Source organism: Robertmurraya sp. GLU-23, from assembly GCF_052983275.1.
The window spans coordinates 399,447-418,453 of sequence record NZ_JBRKCV010000002.1; the positions used below are offsets into that span (position 1 = coordinate 399,447).

The window sequence follows — 19,007 nt, forward strand, 5'->3', positions numbered from 1 at the left end:
TTTCTCTTTTTTCGTAAATATTGACCTTGAAAATAGGGTTCAGATAATTCATAATTAGAACCGTGGTAATTAAGAGTAAAACCGTATAGGAATTCAATAGAAAACCGTACGAGTATTGTGCAAAACGTTGATTTAATGGTGTTTATCGGGGCTGATTGGGGTACTGGTGTCCTCCACGGTCTTCAAAACCGCTTGTGTCCTGCGTGCCAGGATAGCTGGGTTCGATTCCCAGGCAGTCCCGCCATATATTTTAGTGTTATCAACGGTTTGAACAGTTTTTTGATTGTGAATTGTATCGGGATAAGCTTAAGATCTAACTAGTATTTTTTTGCAAATTTCATAGTCAAAGTGTGACCATCTGGTTGTACTAGTGTGTCATAAGGAAGCCGATGTCTTGATATAAGAAATCGGCTTCTTTTGGTTAGCAATATCCACAACGATAGCAACAGTTTAAAGTAGGGATGTTTAATCTTCTGCATTCTTGAACACATGGATCATCCTCAGGTAAAAAACCATAGTAAAAAGAATATGGATAACTCCCATAATGATATGGCTGTGTATTATAAGGTGATGCAGGTGTGTATGTTGTTGGCGTTAAGTAAGTATTGTACGAGTAATAATTACCACTCGAAGGATTCATACGACATATTTCTTCACATTCAAATCTCTGCCCGCCCATTAAAATGCAATTCCATGTTTATGGCATTATAAAAATGTAAGGTTCGGCATTTAATTTGTGCAGGCCCCGAGGGGCCTGCACAAATTAAAAAAACCACTTGTCAACATTCCAAAATACACATACACTTCCTGTTGGGACAAACAAGCGCAGGAGGTATTAAGGAGATGTTGGCAGTGGCCGAGATTAAGTATATCAGACATGAGGTTAATAATAAAGATTGCACTTATACAGATGTAGCAAAAAGAACGGGAAAGGATCCTAGAACGGTTAAGAAGTATGCAGATTTAGAAGACTTTAACGAACAGATAAAGAAGGTTCAAACAAGACAAGCTCCTGTATTAGGTCCAGTAAAATCTATCCTAGATGATTGGATTAAGGACGACTTGCGTAAGAAAAAGAAATTTCGAAGAACAGCTAAGAGAATGTGGGAAATGTTAAAAGAGCTTCATGAATTCAAAGGTTCTGATCGTACCGTTCGGGATTATGTTTCTTTCAAGAAAAAGGAGTTATTACAGGAGTCAGAACAAGCTGCACTTCAATTAGAGTCTATTCCAGGAACAGCACAGGTGGACTTCGGGGAAGCTCCGTTTATATACGCAGGTGAAGAGTTAGTCTTGCCATACCTAGTGATGTCTTTCCCTTCGAGTAATGGTTTTTATTTTCAGGTATTTCCTTCTCAGAACAAGGAGTGTTTCCTTGAGGGAATGAAGAGAGTCTTTCATCATATGGGAGGAGTGCCAAAAGCAATTCGGTTTGACAACCTGTCCCCTGCCGTAAAGAAGATCCTGCCGAATGGTGAACGGCAACTAACGGATGAGTTTGAAAACTTCGTTCTCCATTATGGGTTTGAGTGCGAGTTTTGTAATCCTAATAGTGGGAATGAAAAGGGGCACGTAGAATCAATGGTAAAGTATGTGAGGAATAACTTCCTTCTCCCTAGTCTTTCAATTATTGAGCTTGATGAGTTGAATATGAAGTTGTGGGAAAAAGCTGAGAATGATAGAAATCGAAAGCATTACCAAAAAGAAAGTTTAATATCTAATCTGTTTGAAGAGGACAAGGCTGCCTTTCTACAACTACCTTCCAAGGAATACGAGTGTGTTAGATATGAAACATTGAAAGCCGATAAGTATGGATACATAAAATTAGATTTAAATCTGTATTCCACTTCACCGAGGTATGCACAAAGCAAGGTATTAGTTAAGATATCCTACAACACCGTTGAGATATTAAATGATGAGCATCAATTGGTAGTAAGTCATTCTCGATTGTATGGACAATACCGCAAATCGATGAAATGGCAGCCTTATTTAAACTTAATGGCCAAACGCCCTACGGCACTTAAGTATACTAGCTTTTATGAACAGCTACCCGATGAATGGAAAATGTATTTTCAGTCCTGCACGGTGGCTGAAAAGCCTGAAGCATTACGTTTATTGTCGACCATATTAAAAGATTACGATTTCACCTTAATAACACAGGCTCTTGTCATCGCTTCAGAGCATGGACACCCCTCTATCGAAGCTATTAAACAGGTATTCTACCAGCTTATTAACGGTCGAGGAGTGCGAAGTGAGATAAGACCAGCAATAGCGTTACCAGAACTACCTAAAGCGACTAGAGGACTTGATCGTTATGACCAGCTCCATAAAGGAGTGACAAGACATTGAACCAGCAGATTCAGTCCTATGCGAAGCGATTAAAACTCAGTTGGATTAGAGAACATTATCATGAGGTACAGGCAACAACTCATGAAGACTTTTTACTTAAGCTTTTTGAGGAGGAAATCCAACAAAGAGAGGAACGAAAAACCAATTTATTACTGACTCAAGCTACCCTTCCTAAAGTGAAAGGAAAACCATTTGATTGGACAGAAGTTCAATTGCCCGGCGGGCTAACAAGAGATTCTCTCTTGAATGGTGAATTTATGGATCAACAAGAGAATGCCATTTTCTATGGTGGAGTGGGCGCAGGGAAAACATATTTAGCAACACTGATCGGCTTAAATGCCATACAGAAGTATGGCAAATCAGTCAAATTCTACACTGTGGCAGGACTGGTCAACCGTCTTCTCGATGCCAATGAAAAGGGCACGTTAAGCAAACTGTTTAAGCAGATCGAAAAACTAGATTGCTTGATACTTGATGAGTTGGGCTATATCCCTCTACATAAACAGGGAGGAGAATTACTGTTTCAAGTAATTTCAATGTGTTATGAGGCAAAGAGTATCATCATTACAACTAATCTTCAGTTTGGTCAATGGAACCATGTCTTTGGCGATCCTATATTGACAGAGGCCGTCATTGACCGACTCATTCACCACTCGCATCTTGTAGTGTTCAATGGTGATAGTCATCGTTACAGAGAATCTATTTTACAAAATTAGTGAATTAAGACAAGTTGACAAGTGGCTACATTTTTAACTGCCGTTTAATGCATTTTTTAGTTGCCAAATACAATTCCATACACATTCCTCAGATGGTTGACGATAATACAAAAACAATCACTCCCTATTTCAATCTTAGTTTTCACGATATTATATTTGGCTGGATATTTTTGGGTGATTGTCCAACTATAATTGGGTCGTTGTCTTCCAAGTTTGGATAAACAAGGTCATACCTCCAACTCTTACCTCATTAGAGCATAACTAGCATAATAAAAATAAGTAGTGTAAAAAGATTAATAGGAAGATTTATTCACCGCACAGTGTGTTCCACTCGTGCGTTTTTTTTCGCTATGAAATGAAATCTAGAAAGGTTTCCTTTTTTTTACCCAAACAATTCACTTACAAACAACCGACCAACTAGTTTATAATAATAGGACGTCCAAATAGGATAGAAGTAGGAGTTTGACACGAAGTAAAGCAAGTGGGTGAATACGATAGATATCATTGAAACACGGGTGAGAGGTTTTATTGGAGATATTCAACACCCTAAACAAAAAAAGAAGATTAATATTAACGATTTAGAGCTTCAGTTGCGTAAGCTGATGGATGATTATTTTGAGATGGATGGTTATTCGTTGTTTTATCATTCCATTGAAACATTGCAGGCGGAAGGGCAATTAATTCCTATACAAAATAATCAAAACAATGGCAGAACACCGGCGTTACCCTTATATTACTGGGTGAATATAAAAGTTCAGTCTACCAAGTGGGATCGTTTGGAGATGATGAAGTTAAGTGATCAGTTTGATTTTTCATTTTATGAACGTCATCCTGAATGGCAAACGGTAGAGGAATGGAACCGAATCCAGAATGTGTATACATTTCTCCAAAGTAATCAGGATCGAGACATCGTTTCAATTGAAGAAAGAAGCTTGGAGCTGTTTGGTTATGAAAAATTTTTACTAGATAGTGAGAGTTTCCCTGAGGGTAAAGGTTTTTTAGGTAGAATTGGAGTACTGGAAGAGCAATTAAAAATGGTGAGCTATGGAGAGCCTTTTGTATTTTGGATGAAACAAGGAAAAGAAATAAAAGATGTTCAGAGGGTACTAATTGTTGAGAATCTATCTTTCTTTCATACTTCCATTAAGTTATTGGAGGATAATTTACTGGATTATGAACCAGAACTCATTATTTATGGGGAAGGGACAAAGATTGAACGTAGTTTTTCCTTTTTCTTTCGAATGTTTCCGCCCAAATCCTATCTGTTTTATTACATAGGAGATTTAGATGCTTCAGGATATGGAATCTTGGTTCGACTTATTGAAAAGTATCCAGAGTGCTGTATTCAGCCTGCCTTAAAGATATATCGTAAAATGCTTGAATGTATAGAACGAAGAAATGACCAGAAATCTGGTCAGACGCAAAATGCAAAATACCGTGATTCCTTTTTCCAATGGTTCACCGAAGAAGAACAAGCATTATTGCTAGAATTATGGCAGGAAAATAAGCGGATTCCGCAAGAAGTATTAACAATTGAAACATGGAGGAGATGGATGTGAACGAATCATGGGAAGGCTTCGCCCAGCGAATGCAGCGATTAAATCCTCTGTTTGAGCTTGGAAGAGGAATGGAAGTGGGGGAATTAAAACCTCATATCCAAACCATCCTCATGCAAGTGCTCCTCACTATTTTTTATAGAGAATTAAATGATGATGATCATAGAAGCAAATCAGATATTAAGTATATGGTCGAAGATTCGATTAAACAAATGAGACTTTTAGCTGACGATAAACAGATTGAACGAATCACGAGTGGTCTTTTATATCAAGGGAAAGAAGAATATAGTAGGCCATTTGAAGCCTTATATTACGACGAAATAAGGCAATCTTGGGAAACGCAAACTTTCCGATATGTCACAATGGATGAATTATATACGAATCTCGAAATAGGCGGCTCGATCGTTTATAAATTAACCGATGTCGCTCAAGAAATGATATTTATGAGCCGAGAAATGGCTGAGGAATTCTCGATAACGATTGAACAGCTCTATAGTATGCAATTGATAAAAAACGGTAATTTTAGAAAAGCTACTCGAAACCTCGATCACCTCATTTCACGAGTTAACCGCTTAATGGCAAATGAATTCACCTTCCAAAAGGAAATGATCAACAATCCCAAAATTTTATTGGTTGAAGAGGAAAGACAAAGAGCAGACAATCGTGTGGAAATAGAAAAGCAATTTGAAGAGGAAAAAAATCACTTTCGAACGATTACTAGTATGATCGAAAAAACGAAGCGCAGAAATGAAGAAGATGACTCTATTCAGAGGGAATTGATTCTTCTCCAAGAAAAAATAGGTCATACAAGGCAATTGCATGATCGTTTTGCAAAGCTTGTTATTCAAAATATATCGTATGAACTGAAATTAAAAGCTGAAAACCCTTCATTGTTCTGGGAAAAAAGCATGGTTTCCTTTCGCGAGCATGTGTATGAAAATTGGTTATTTAAAGAAGGCGTTCAGGATTTTAAGGCTATAGAGAACGTTCTATCTCCCATATTTTCACCGAGGAATGAGTTTATATTGCCTCTTGATTGGATTTGGGGAGAACAAGAATTCGAAGAGCAACACTTATCGGATATTGAAGTGATAGAAGAAGCAGAAGAAAACGAAACTCGCCTGCGAGTAACGAACTGGGATTCGGTAATTAAGGCGTGGAGTTATGTTTTTCAGTTTTTACAAACAAATAAAGAGTTTTCATTATCCGATCTTGCAACCATGCCATTAGAAGTACAGGATTTGTGGTTCGAGGAATCTGAAACGATTGATTTATGGATGATGTTTGATAAAAAGCCTTTAAAAGTTCAAGTGTTGCACCGGAAGGAAGAAACACTGAGCGATGAGAGAGAAATCCTCCTGCACAAATTAATGAATGAATATCCACAGTTTCAAGTGTTTGAAGGGTTGAAGATCTTTACTATGTTTGATCCTCAAGCGGAACCTTTTGTATGGTATCAAACGAAAATTACCCCTTTTAAAATTTGTATAGAGGAGGAGAAACGATGAATGCAGAAACAATCAAAAAAGCGTCAGCGGTCTATTTTACGTTATTAAAAGATAAAGTGATTGACGAAAATAGTGAACACTTCCAAACTTTCTTTGATCCAGAAGTCAGACAGACGGTTTTATTATTAGCAGACGAATCAGGCACGTATATCATTGAATCACCCAAACGCATTCATTTAGTCGTTCAGCCAACGGGCTCGGTATTCGCAACGAATTTCACTCATATGAAAGAGAAGCACCGCCAAATCGAAACGAAAAAACATTTTCATCTAATTAGCGTTATCATCATGTCTTTCTTAGCAAGTATAGACCGCAATCAGGCGGCAAAAATTCGAACGAAACGGGAAGGCATTAGCTATTATGCCTTGGAACGGTATGTTAATGATTTGATGATGAATTGGGAGAAGATTCTTAAAGAGAAACCAAACTTTGGTGAGGAAGAACGACTGGATATGAAGGAAATGGTGACCACATGGAAATACATGGAGGTCGATACCGAGGATTATGGGATGAAAAAAGGCAATAGAAGAACGAGAATCGGATTAATTGCCAGCTCTATGCGGTTATTAGAGACGGAAGGGTTAATCGTCCTACTTGATAGGGATGATATTCCAAAGGTGATTCCAAAACAAGAGCTTTTTGAAAGAATTGAATACTTGTATCATGATTATGACCGATATGAAGTATTAAAGAAATTAATGACAACAGAGGAGAATGAGCATGCCGAAAATCCATCGAATTAGAATTGTTGGCCTGAAGTATGATGGCATGCAAAAGCAATACAAAGATACGACCTTTAACTTCCATAATGAAGAAACGTCAACTAATGGTCTGATCGCTATGATGAACGGGGGCGGAAAAGGTGTGTTTCTGCAAACGGTCTTTCAAATCCTCAAACCTGGAACGTCTTGGGGAAAACAAAATAATCGTTATTATCAGCAATTTTTCTTTAATAATAAAGAGCAGTTTATTCCTTATACCTTTCATGTTCTCATTCAATGGGAATTAGACGGTGCTGATCGGAGACATCTAATTACTGGAGGAATGTTCTCTGCTGAACAAAGGATCTCGATGAGTGAAGAAGGCGGAGCCGAAAATAAATCTTTAGAACAGGAAGCAAAGATTCTTCCCAATATTACATTTTACACGAGAGAATTTGAACGGAAAGAAGAGGCTGCCGTTGAGCATATTCCACTGTATGAAAATGATGAGGTTGCTGACAGTGAAAGCTTAAAGGATTATCTGAAATGGAATGGATATGACGTTTATAAGGATATGAAGAAGCACAATCGTATCCTTGATACATACGGCATTAACCGTAAAGATTGGGATATTATGAAGGATATCAATAAGGACGAGGGCGGAGTAGGAAAATACTTTGAGGGAGCCGAAGATGATCATTCTCTTTTCCAAAAACGAATTATTCCTACCGTTAGTCAAGTCTTACATCGAACGGAACACCAAAAGAATGATTTGGTCGAGATTTTTAAGAGTCAGGCTAGTATTGCCAAGGATCTGCCTGTTCTTTTAAAAAGAGAGCAAGCCCATAAAGAATTTTTAGAAGATATTGTTCCCTTTGAAGAGCATTTAGCAAAAGGGGTCGAACATAAAGAAATTGTTCAGGAAAGTATCAAGGTCGGAAGACAACTTCTAGGTGCATTAGAACATTTGAAGACAACAGAAACGGAAATGTTACTTACGTTAGAAAAAGACATAGAGAAGTTAACACTCAAGCAAGAAGACCTACGCTATCAAAAAGATAATTTGGAGTATGCAAAAGCTCATCGAGAGGTCATGGCGTGGGATAAGAAATTAGTAGAAGAAAGAAAAAAACACACCTCCTCTCAAGAAATAGTGAAAGAGAAACTGGAACGAAAAGAACAGCTCGTCTTTCAGTTATTATTGAAAGAGTGGAGTGAGAACGAACAAACGATTCGCTCCCTGTCACAGCAAATTGCCATATTAGAGCAAAATAGTGGCTTAGAGCAAGTGAATCAAAGAATGGATGAAATCAAGAAAGAAGTAGCAGAACAATGGGAGCATTCCTATCTAACTATACAAGAAGGTGTTAGGCAGTACTTGGGCTATCAAAAGTTCTTAAAGAAAAAAGAAACGGAGCTCACGCAACAGGATAAGCAGAAGACAAAAGAAATAGCTCAAATTAGTACGGAAATGGATTTTTTATATACACAAATACATGCCTTTGAATCAAAAGATGCAGCACTCATCAAAGAATTTGGCGACCGCTTAACCTATGACTTAAAGGGCTTGGTCGAATCTTTCTCTAAACAAATTGAGGACAAAAAGGCTACCTTAGAAGAGATACAAGCAAAAGATAAAGAATCTAGTGAAAAGCAAAATTCACTAGCCTCTTCCCATGGTACGCTTGTCCAATCCATTCAGTTTTCAGAAGAAAAGTGTGCGGAATTAAAGATAGCAAAAGACCAACAAGAGCAAAGAGAATCAAAATTATTGGATAAACTTCATGGTTTATTGGATGATGTCACTGCACCGTTTACTCACTCTCTTTTATCAAAGTATGCGTTACAGATAGAAGAACTTCTGGCGTGTAACAGACAACAAGGAGAACAAATTAAAAAAGAACTTTGGGAAACGCAGCTCGATCATTCCTTAAATGATGAGGGTTTCTGGATTGCAAATAAAGATGTGAAAGAATTAAAAGAATGGATCGACGAGAAGACAGGTATTGATGTGTTTTATGGTACTCAGTTTCTTCAATCATTACGTGCAAAAGATATGGCGAACTATTGCTTATCGTATCCGCTCCTTCCATATGGTTTAGTCGTAAGCCAGCATCAATGGCAAAAAATTAATCAGCAGGTTCTATCAGGAAGAATGTTTAAAAGTCCTGTTCCGATTTTTATGCGTGAGGAAATGAACAGCGACAATCACCAACCATCCTTTGTCATCATTAACGGAACCGAGAAAGAGCTGTTATCGGATAAAAATCAATTCACCCACTGGAAAATTAGTATTGCTAAACAAATAGAAGAAAAGAAAGATACACTTATTGAGATTGAAAAAACAGAAAACTCTTTACGTCGTATGTTAAAAGAAATCGATCGGTTTCTATCAGGTCAGTTATCAAGTGATATTGAAAAAAACCTAAATCAGGAACAGAACGCTCTTCTTGCTAAGAAAGCAAATTTACAGGAAATCACCATACAGCAAGAAAAGGAAAAGGAATTACAGCTTCAGTTAAAAGAGCAATTGGAACATACAAAGCGAAAAATAGAAAAACTTACAAAAGATGTGGAAACATTAGAGGATTTTGAAAAAGAAAAAACCCTTCATCAAGAAAATAAACGGGTGAAAGAAGAAAAAGAGAAACAAAAAGAAGCCTTGGTCCTACAACAGCAAGTATTAGGAAAAGAGCACCAACAGATTGTGGAGTTACAAACCAAGTGGAATCATACGTATGTAGAATGGAAGCTGACAACAGAACAGAATATCAGGGAGATTGCCTTCTTTATTGAAGGAGCGGCTTTTCCTCCTGATGAAAAAGTAGACCAAAGTGAAGAAGTTCCGCGCCTATCCACTCATTTATTAGAAGAGATAAATGGGAGAATTGAAGAGTTGAAACAGCTTCAAAAATCAAAAGAAGAACAAGCTAGAGAATTACTCGTTATTCAAGCAAAGAAAGAAACTGAACAAAAGCAGCAAACAAAATTAGAGAAAAAACTCAAAGCAGCAAATGAGGAGTGGGAAAAAGCCTCTGAACCTGATGAACCGATTAGCATATTAGAAAATATGATGCAAACGGCACAGAAGGAAGCAAAGGCTGCGGAAAAGGAAGAGCGTGAACAAGGAACGGCTGTAACGGTAGCAGAAACGTCCTTACAGCATGCGACCGAACAACGCGAAAAGACAGGCAAAAAGATAGTAAAGCATGAAAAACAGCCTGAAGAATGGGCAGATCTTGACTTAGAAGTGAAGGAAGTAGAAATTAAAGACCAAACGAAGATAACGAAGGATTCATTAAAGAAGACGGAAAAACGTCAGAAAGAAACAGAAACAAATATTGCAAGTTATGAAGGAGACTTGTTAACTCTATCAGTGATCTTAAAGGAAGAGGCAGCAGCATTTACCGATCATGAGCTAGAAAAAATTAAGACTAAAGGGAAAGCGTGTATCTTATCCTGGTGTGAAGAACATCAAGAGATTCTAGAAGAAGGACAAGAAAAGCATGCGAAAATTGATCAATCCTTGCGTAACCTAAAGCTTGCAATTGAAGGAAAGGATTGGGAGATTCGTTTTAAGAATGAAGTTTTAACTACATTAGACCATATGGATACAAGGCATTACTCGCATATTCAAAGTATTGTGAAAAATATGAAGCGGTTCTCACAAAGTGGCTTAGAACAATTAGAACGTGACAAAGAGAGGGCAGAAAAGGCTCAAAACTTCTGGGCTAGTCGAGCTAGTATGAAAGTAATGAGTATTTCAGAAGCCATTCGTTCTATGATTGCGAAAATGAAGCTGAAAAATGAACGAGGATCTTTCCCACTCGTCCAATTAAAAGAAGACATCTTGCCTAAAAAGGCGGAAGATATCGAACCGCTCCTAAAACAGCACTTTGTATCGGCCATAAATAAAATTACGAAGCAATTTGATATGATTGATGATCATAATCGATTATTAGATCAGGAAATTAAACAGCTTATTAGTGACGAGCAAATTTTGTTTGTATCACTAAGAAATCGATATCCTGAGCTACTTGTCTATAATATGAGAACGGATAATGCCTTTATGTATGGGAAACCGCAAAGAGAGCATTACTCCACTTGGCAGACCATTAATCAAGGTTCTAAGACAAAATCGGATGGCAGTGGTGGACAAAAGTTATCAGCCCGTATGGTTATGATGATGATGTTATTATCAGTTAAAAGCGAAACCGATCAAAGCTGGGTTCCTTTAGTCTGTGATAATCCGTTCGGACAAGCTGCATCCACACATGTACTTGACCCGATCTTTGCAGTTGCCGATAAGTTAAAATTCCAATTCATCGTCGTCACACCGCCCGAACTGGTGAAAACAGAAATCAGCCAACGATTCGACTCCTACTATAAATTGGACTTCATTCGTGAAAAAGGAAAAGAAATAGTCTCCGACACCATCGTTCCAGCATTTCGGATATTTCAAGGAGAAGAAGTTGTTCAATAGGTTTTAAAGGATTATTTAGTTTTTGACATAATTCATTGATCTTTGATTTAATGATTAAATATTATACTAGTTGATTGGAGCGGAAGGTGCTTGACTCCTGGGGGATTAGCTTTACAGGCGAGACCCCGCAGGAGCTAGCGACGAGGAGGCTCGACGAAAGCCCCCCGGAAAGCAAGCGCCTGGAGCGGAAATCAACCTTTTTTTAACCCACCTTATATACGAAGGTGGTTTTTTTTGTATTTATAACATTTGAAAACACTGTTTTTTGTTATAAAAAAACTGAATTTTAAATTTTATCCACTAAATCGTACCCATATAATAGAGTTGAATCTTTATACCATGTATTCTTTTACACATTTCCTTTAACCAACTATATACGAAGGAGGTAATCAACATGCAAAGACATGAAATTGAACAGAAAATAGAGCTGCTAATTGATAACCTGATTAACCTAAATGATCCAGACGGGAAATATGCGATTCCACTTGCAGATGGAAGAAAAATCGATAACAAGAGTTTTAATTATTGGGAATGGACAGCAGGGGTCGGCCTATATGGCATGATGAAATATTATAAATTAACGAAAAAAGAAGAGATTTTATCAATTATTATCAAATGGTTCGATGATCAGTTCAAAGAGCATCCAGTTGAGAAAAATGTTAACACGATGGTACAAATGTTAACGCTTGCATTTTTATATGAAGAAACAGGTAATCCCACATACCTTCCTTATTTAGAAACATGGGGGGACTGGTTATATCATGATATGCCAAGAACAAAAGGTGGGGGAATTCAGCACGTAGTTTTCGGTTCCGAAAACTATCAGCAATTATGGGATGACACGCTAATGATGAGTGTTATGCCACTAACGAAGATCGGCTTATTGCTTAACAAGCCCGAATATGTGGAAGAGGCAAAAAAACAATTTTTAATACATATCAAATATTTGTCTGATAAAAAGACAGGTTTATGGTTCCATGGCTGGACGTTTGAAGGCAATCACAATTTTGCTGAAGCGTTATGGGGACGTGGAAATTCATGGGTGACGATTGCCATTCCGGAATTTCTAGATTTAGTTGATTTAGATGAGACAGACGCCGTTCGTCAAATATTAACGGATACGCTGGAGCAACAATTGGACGCTCTTGAGTTATGCCAAAATGAAAATGGTTTATGGCACACCTTGTTGCTAGATCCAAGTTCCTATGTAGAAGCCTCCTGTACCGCTGGTTTTGCGTATGGAACGCTAAGATCCGTTCGTAAACGCTATGTTCCAAAAAGATACTTGAATATGGGATTAAAGGCTATTTCAGCCGTTATAGAAAATATTAATGAAAATGGAGAATTAGAGAAAGTTTCAGCTGGAACTGCAATGGGAGATACACAAGAGTTTTACAAGCAAATACCAGTCACTGCCATGCCATATGGACAATCAATGGCCATTCTTTCATTAGTAGAATACTTATATCACAGAATCTAAAAGAGTTAGGGTTATTAAATAAGGTGAGGTGAACGAAATGAATATTGGCATTAGAGCTCATGATATTGAAAACCGTCCGCTAGAAGAGTTAGTAAGAGAAATAGCTGGGAAGGGGCTTACCTCTGTACAGTTAGCGCTGAGTAAATCATTCGATATTATTAATACAGAATTAGGTAGTTTAAGTCCTGGGTTAGCCAGATATATTGGGAATGAATTTTCGAATCAACATGTCCAAATTGCTGTATTAGGTTGCTATTTTAATATGATCCACCCAGACCTTGTGGAGAGGAGAAAAGGAATCGAACGATTTAAAGAGCATATCCGCTTTGCAAGGGATTTTGGGTGCAGTATTGTCGCAACCGAAACGGGTAATGTAAACGCAGACATCATCTATACAGAGGATAATTTTAAAGAGGAACCTTTTTTAGAAGTAGTTGAAAGTGTTCGTGAACTTGTTCAAGAAGCTGAAAAATTTGGTGTGATTGTAGGTATTGAAGCAGGTGTGAATCATCCTATCTATTCGCCAAGTGTAATGAAGAGATTGTTAGATACCATCCCTTCGAATAATCTTCAAGTTATTCTTGATCCAGTAAATCTGTTAACGATTGATACGTATGAGAATCAGGATGAGATTTTTCAGGAAGCAATGGAGTTATTCGGTGATCGGGTAGTCGTTCTGCATGCAAAGGATTTTATCATCAAAAATAACCAACTCACAACGACTGCAGTGGGTAAGGGATTATTAAACTATGATTTCATTTTAAAACAGATTAAAGAAAAGAAACCATATATGAATATTTTATTAGAAGAAACGAAGGAGCCTTATATTAATGAAAGTGTGGCTTTTTTAAAGGAAAGATATGAATTGTTTTAGTATTTTGAAAAGCGGGTCTGATTCGGACAGGGAAGTTCATTCGAGTAAGATTTAAGTCCAGATATTCTTTATTAAAAAACTTTGGTTACTAATTGGGGGAAGAACCATGAAGAAAATTGTTGTATGCGGATTAAGTAATCGAGCATTAGGAATGTTCGTTTATTCCATCCTTCAACAATTTGGTTCACATAATCAAATTGTAGGATTACTTGATTCCGATAATCGAAGAATCGAACTTTGCAAAGAGCGCTTTCCGGAATTACTAGCGATTCCCACATATGAACCCGATCATTTTCAACAAATGATCGACGAAACAAATCCTGATACGGTGATTGTCACAAGTAGAGATGATACCCATATCAATTATATATTGCAAGGATTAGAGAGAAACCTAGACGTTATTACAGAAAAACCAATGGTTACAAATGCAAAAGATGCTAGAAGAATCATAGAGGCGGAAAAGGTGAGCAAAGGTAAGGTGATTGTTGCCTTCAATTATCGATATAATCCGTTCCATCGAAAAATTAAAGAGTTGATTTTAGAAGGGAAAATCGGAAAAGTCACGTCTGTTGATCTGAATTGGTATATAGATACATACCATGGTGCCAGCTATTTCAAAAGATGGAACCGTAATCGGGATTTTTCAGGAGGATTATCAATTCATAAGTCTACTCACCATTTTGACCTTGTCAATTGGTGGCTTGATCAAAAACCCGAAGAAGTGTTTGCCTATGGAGCCCTCCATTATTTTGGAAAAGACGGAGAATTTAATCCAAGTCCAACAAACAACCGTTATTGCAGTACATGCGATGAAAAACATTTGTGTCATTACTATATGCGCTGGTCCGACCGCAGAAATAATGTGAATGCGAAAGATGACCATATTAAAGCAGATAGCATTGAAAAGTCAGCACAAAACTATACGCATTACCGTCCGGATTCATGTATTTTCGATCATTCTATTGAAATTGAAGATACCTATGTGGCGACTGTAAAGTATGACAAAGGTGCGTTTTTGAGTTATTCCGTAAACTTCTCTCTTCCGTATGAAGGCTATCGATTAGCGATAAACGGTACGAAAGGAAGAATTGAAACAACTGAATACCATGAGCCAAGCCGAATTCCGTTTGTGGTCCCTGAACAGACGATTGAGTTTTATCCGTTATTTGGCGGGGCCAAGGAGACGATTCATGTTCTTCAAACTGGAGGAGGCCATGGGGGAGGAGATCCAGTTTTGTTGGAGGATCTGTTCTTAGGAGTCGATCAAACGCGCTCATACCCGATTTTAGCAGGTGCAGAAGCAGGAGCGTATTCCATTGCTGTTGGTGAAGGGGTATGGCGTTCTGTAAAAGAAAATAAGCCATATAAGATAGAAGACTTATTACGAAATAACGCAGATTTTTCTTTAACAAAGTAGATAACCAGCAAAAGGAGGATAAAAATGCCACAATTAATTCTCGAGCAAAACAAGGTTTCTCAGGCCATCGACCGCGTTGTCGAAAGGACCTTTCAAATGGATTTCGGATGGGATTGGCCAGGTGGAGTCGCTTTATATGGTGTAGCAGAAGCATACGAGGTAACCGGTGAGGAGAAGTACTTGCAATACATCAAGGATTGGGTCGATGCCGAGTTAGAAGATGGTCTTCCAAGGCTGACCGTAAATGCTTCTTCCATTGGTCATATTCTATTAACCTTGCACAAGGAAACGAATGAAGAAAAGTATATCGAATATGCCACTCAAATGGCAGACTATTTACTCCATGATGCCGAGCGCTTTGCAGATGGTGTCCTGCAGCATACCGTTAACGGAGGTAAGTATCAATTTCCGGAGCAAGCATGGGTGGATACGATGTTTATGGCTGGGTATTTCCTGTTGAGAATTGGCCATCTGTTAGATAGGGAGGATTATTTCAACTTTGGTTTAAAGCAATACCATGGACATGAAACATTTCTCCAGGATGACATGACAAACCTATACTATCATGGCTGGGACAATATTTCACAAAATCATATGTCCTCGATTTTTTGGGCAAGAGGGAATAGTTGGGCAGCCTATACAATGGCACGAGCACTTGAATTGATTGAGGTTCAGCATCCGTCTTTTATGATTATCCAGGGGTCATTACGTGACCAATTAAGTTCTTTAGTTCGCTTACAATCAGAGTCAGGACTTTGGCATACCATTGTAGACGATCCTACCTCTTATCTTGAAACATCTGGATCAGCTGGGATTGCTGCTGCACTATTAACAAGAGGGAAGCTATACAACAAATATATTCAAAAATCGGTTGAGGCAATCCTTGGTCAAATCAGAGAGGACGGTTCGGTGATGGGAGTATCGGCAGGAACAGCTGTTATGTTCGATGCTAACGGTTACAAAGAAGTTCCTTATAAGCGAGTCCAGGGTTGGGGACAAGGGCTTGTGTTAGCCTTTTTATCACTACTTTTAAAAAGAGAGAATAAAGACTTGTAAACATTGAAACCTGTGGTAGTAGAAAGCTTCCACAGGTTCTTTTAAATCAATAGATTCAGGATTGTGTGATAAAGGAGGAAGGAAATGAGACCTTCATATGTGGTGATTGACAGAAATTCAGTAATTTATAGCCCAGAAACTGCCTCAACAGCAGTTAGGCATGCAGTTGAGATGATTAGCCGGGATCATGAAAAGGTACTGGGAAAATCACCTTCACTTGAAACAACTTTCACAGAAAAAGTGGATATGGTTATTAGATATGCTGAAACAGCAGATGAATGTCCTGAAAGACCTGAAGCTTTTGGTTTTCGGTTTCTGGAACAAGACGGAAAATGGTCTTGTCATATTATCGGGTATGACGATTTAGGAATTATCTACGGGTTGCTGCATTACAGCCAACAATACTTAGGGGTTGATCCTTTTTGGTATTGGGCGGATATTCCGATAAAACCGAAAACAAACATACATATTCCAACGACTGATTTTGATTCTGAAGAAAAAGCAGTAACGTACCGAGGCTGGTTTGTGAATGATGAAGTTTGCCTGATCGGGTGGAAGGAGGAATATCCACCAACGGAAGAGGTATGGTATCCCGTTTTTGAAGCGTTATTAAGATGCGGAGGAAATATGGTTATCCCTGGTACCGACCTTCCGAGGCATGGGATTCAAGCAAAATTAGCATCTGAAATGGGATTGTGGGTAACCCATCACCACGCGGAGCCGTTAGGAGCCGAAATGTTTTTAAGAGCATTTCCTGGTGAAAAACCAAGCTATAAGGAACATCCAGCGTTATTTGAGTCGTTATGGGAAGAAGCGATACAGAATCAGAAAGAGGACAAAATTGTTTGGGTGTTATCATTTCGGGGTCAAGGGGATGCGCCATTTTGGCTGTATGATCCGGAATTCGATACACCTGAAAAACGGGGTAAGATGATATCTAAAGTGGTGCAACGACAATACGACATGTTATGTGAGTCTGTAGAGGAGCCTGTTTGTTCTATGGCTTTATACGGTGAAATTGCAGAGTTATACAAAGAAGGACACATCGATGTCCCGGAGGGAATTATTAAGATTTGGGCTGATAACGGCTATGGAAAAATGGTGTCGAGAAGACAAGGGAATGAAAACTATCGAATACCGGCTTTGCCGACTGCGGATGATTTCGGTGAGCATGGAATTTACTATCATATTACGTTTCATGATCTTCAGGCATCTAATCATTTGACCATGTTTTCCTCTTCTCCTGAACTCATTAAGGAAGAAGTAGAAAAGGCTTTACATGCGGGCACTAACTCCTATGTTCTGGTTAATAGTGGCAATATTCGTCCTCATCTATACCCATTGGATGTAGTGAAAGAACTATGGACCTATGGCCAAGTAAAACTAGAAGAGCATATACAAACATTCATGAACCGTATGTATACATCACATACGAAAGAAATCTCACAGCTTTACAAAAGCTACTTTGAAAAAACGATTTCCTATGGTCCTCATTCAGATGACAAAGCAGGAGAGGAATTTTATCATCATCCAGCAAGAAAAATCATTGGGCATTGGCTAGGAGGAAAAACGAATATTCCTCATCCGAGACTGATCTGGGCAACTGGTGAGATTCCTTTTAAGGACCAAGTTTCCTGGTTTAAAGAAAAATGTGAAAGCGCAGTTGATGGGTGGGCAGAGTTATTAGATCAATGTAATGTTTTATCCAATCAGCTTTCAGAGCAAGACCGAAATCGTTTCTATGACCAATTTATCATACATGTTGAACTTCATTTGTCGGGCTGTAAAGGTTTTATCGCTTTATGCAATGCCTATCTTTCCTATGTTAAGGAGGAATATCCGCTTTCATTTGTTCAGTTGTATCAGTCAATGAAGGCTTATAAAAACGGTCAACATGCTCTCAAACGTGCCGAAGTTGGAAAATGGGAAAACTTTTATCGCGCGGACTGGTTAACGAATATAGAAAGTACGATTTACTCTCTAGAGGCAGCCAGAAAATTTGTACGAATGCATGGGGATAGTCCGGAATTCTTTTTATGGTACAAGGAATATTTAATGCCAGAAACAGAAAAGCATATTTATTTGGAAAATACCCATCGAAATCCATTATCTGATGATGAATTAGCTAAAAGGCTAGAAGAGAAATTCTTCAGTAAGGAGGATAAGAGGTGAAAAGCGATGAAACAACTAATCGAATCAGGCTTTTTTTGGCTGGAGATTCGACCGTAGCAAGCTGTCCTCGGAGTGAGGCACCAATGGCTGGCTGGGGCCAAGTGTTTCAGTCTTTTTTTACAGAGGATATTAAAGTTCTTAACTTTGCGAAGGGTGGAGCAAGTACCAATACCTTTATTGAGCAAGGGTATTTAGATATCATACTTGAGTTCATTCAGCCGAACGATTACCTGTTTATACAATTCGGACATAATGATCAGAAATCTTTTGGTACCGAGCCCTTTACAAGCTATCCGTTAAACTTGACGGAATATGTAAATGGTGCACGAGAAAAAGGTGCAATTCCGATTCTCGTTACTTCTGTTCATCGAAGAAATTTTGATGAACAGGGACGGTTAGTAAATACTCTCGGGGACTATCCAAGCTCTATGATTCAATTAGCAGAAACACTCGACGTACAATTGATTAATTTATGGGAAAAGACAAAAAAGCTCTATCAAGCATGGGGTCCGGAAGATTCGAAAAAATTGTTTGTCTGGTTTCATGAAAATGAACACCCAAATTATCCGAATGGACTTCAGGATAACACTCACTTTTGTGAGTCAGGAGCAAAAGAAGTCGGAAAGCTCGTAATAGAAGGAATAAAGGAATTAAAACTGCCGATCATGTCTTTTATTAAAGAGTAGATTGATAGA

Annotated in this window: 12 protein-coding genes and 1 tRNA gene; all 13 read left to right on the plus strand. The window is 38.3% G+C overall.

Features of this window, described 5'->3' with window-relative positions; genetic code table 11:
- Positions 1-147: 147 nt before the first annotated feature.
- The 13 genes from ACVBAX_RS06320 (at position 148) to ACVBAX_RS06380 (ending at position 18,998) form a co-directional block, all read left to right on the plus strand.
- Positions 148-244 (plus strand) — tRNA-Sec (locus ACVBAX_RS06320).
- Positions 245-843: 599 nt separating this feature from the next.
- Complete coding sequence (gene istA, locus ACVBAX_RS06325) at positions 844-2,349, plus strand: IS21 family transposase (RefSeq protein ID WP_098798736.1); 1,506 nt, start codon at positions 844-846, stop codon at positions 2,347-2,349.
- Positions 2,346-3,065 (plus strand): IS21-like element helper ATPase IstB, encoded by a 720-nt coding sequence (gene istB, locus ACVBAX_RS06330; RefSeq protein ID WP_098798734.1) that lies wholly within the window; start codon positions 2,346-2,348, stop codon positions 3,063-3,065. Before istA ends, istB begins: the two co-directional genes overlap by 4 nt.
- Positions 3,066-3,550: 485 nt before the next feature.
- Positions 3,551-4,624: a Wadjet anti-phage system protein JetD domain-containing protein gene (locus tag ACVBAX_RS06335; RefSeq protein ID WP_447116285.1), complete on the plus strand. Its 1,074-nt coding sequence runs from the start codon at positions 3,551-3,553 to the stop codon at positions 4,622-4,624.
- Positions 4,615-6,129 (plus strand): hypothetical protein, encoded by a 1,515-nt coding sequence (locus ACVBAX_RS06340; protein WP_447116286.1) that lies wholly within the window; start codon positions 4,615-4,617, stop codon positions 6,127-6,129. The genes ACVBAX_RS06335 and ACVBAX_RS06340 overlap by 10 nt, the downstream gene beginning before the upstream one ends.
- A complete protein-coding gene (locus ACVBAX_RS06345) occupies positions 6,126-6,872 on the plus strand; it encodes a DUF6063 family protein (RefSeq protein WP_447116287.1) in 747 nt (248 codons plus the stop codon). Before ACVBAX_RS06340 ends, ACVBAX_RS06345 begins: the two co-directional genes overlap by 4 nt.
- Positions 6,850-11,313, plus strand: a complete 4,464-nt coding sequence (locus tag ACVBAX_RS06350; protein ID WP_447116288.1) for a hypothetical protein — start codon at positions 6,850-6,852, stop codon at positions 11,311-11,313. Before ACVBAX_RS06345 ends, ACVBAX_RS06350 begins: the two co-directional genes overlap by 23 nt.
- 394 nt (positions 11,314-11,707) lie before the next feature.
- Positions 11,708-12,793, plus strand: coding sequence for a beta-galactosidase BglB (gene bglB / locus ACVBAX_RS06355; protein ID WP_447116289.1), 1,086 nt, complete (start codon positions 11,708-11,710; stop codon positions 12,791-12,793).
- Positions 12,794-12,830: 37 nt separating this feature from the next.
- Positions 12,831-13,667 (plus strand): sugar phosphate isomerase/epimerase family protein, encoded by an 837-nt coding sequence (locus ACVBAX_RS06360; protein WP_447116290.1) that lies wholly within the window; start codon positions 12,831-12,833, stop codon positions 13,665-13,667.
- Between the two features lie 106 nt (positions 13,668-13,773).
- Entirely contained in the window at positions 13,774-15,084 is a 1,311-nt protein-coding gene (locus ACVBAX_RS06365; protein ID WP_447116291.1) for a Gfo/Idh/MocA family protein, read from the plus strand.
- A 24-nt stretch (positions 15,085-15,108) separates the two neighbouring features.
- Positions 15,109-16,140: a glycoside hydrolase family 88/105 protein gene (locus tag ACVBAX_RS06370; protein ID WP_447116292.1), complete on the plus strand. Its 1,032-nt coding sequence runs from the start codon at positions 15,109-15,111 to the stop codon at positions 16,138-16,140.
- Positions 16,141-16,224: 84 nt separating this feature from the next.
- Positions 16,225-18,312: a glycosyl hydrolase 115 family protein gene (locus ACVBAX_RS06375; protein WP_447116293.1), complete on the plus strand. Its 2,088-nt coding sequence runs from the start codon at positions 16,225-16,227 to the stop codon at positions 18,310-18,312.
- On the plus strand, positions 18,309-18,998 hold the full coding sequence (locus ACVBAX_RS06380; RefSeq protein ID WP_447116294.1) for a rhamnogalacturonan acetylesterase: 690 nt from the start codon (positions 18,309-18,311) through the stop codon (positions 18,996-18,998). The genes ACVBAX_RS06375 and ACVBAX_RS06380 overlap by 4 nt, the downstream gene beginning before the upstream one ends.
- The last annotated feature ends 9 nt before the right edge of the window (positions 18,999-19,007 follow it).

Excerpts from the sequence above, each read along its gene's own strand:
- istA (WP_098798736.1), top strand. The coding sequence starts at position 844 with ATGTTGGCAGTGGCCGAGATTAAGTATATCAGACATGAGGTTAATAAT.
- ACVBAX_RS06340 (WP_447116286.1), top strand. The coding sequence starts at position 4,615 with ATGGATGTGAACGAATCATGGGAAGGCTTCGCCCAGCGAATGCAGCGA.
- ACVBAX_RS06345 (WP_447116287.1), top strand. The coding sequence starts at position 6,126 with ATGAATGCAGAAACAATCAAAAAAGCGTCAGCGGTCTATTTTACGTTA.
- ACVBAX_RS06350 (WP_447116288.1), top strand. The coding sequence starts at position 6,850 with ATGCCGAAAATCCATCGAATTAGAATTGTTGGCCTGAAGTATGATGGC.
- bglB (WP_447116289.1), top strand. The coding sequence starts at position 11,708 with ATGCAAAGACATGAAATTGAACAGAAAATAGAGCTGCTAATTGATAAC.
- ACVBAX_RS06360 (WP_447116290.1), top strand. The coding sequence starts at position 12,831 with ATGAATATTGGCATTAGAGCTCATGATATTGAAAACCGTCCGCTAGAA.
- ACVBAX_RS06365 (WP_447116291.1), top strand. The coding sequence starts at position 13,774 with ATGAAGAAAATTGTTGTATGCGGATTAAGTAATCGAGCATTAGGAATG.
- ACVBAX_RS06370 (WP_447116292.1), top strand. The coding sequence starts at position 15,109 with ATGCCACAATTAATTCTCGAGCAAAACAAGGTTTCTCAGGCCATCGAC.
- ACVBAX_RS06375 (WP_447116293.1), top strand. The coding sequence starts at position 16,225 with ATGAGACCTTCATATGTGGTGATTGACAGAAATTCAGTAATTTATAGC.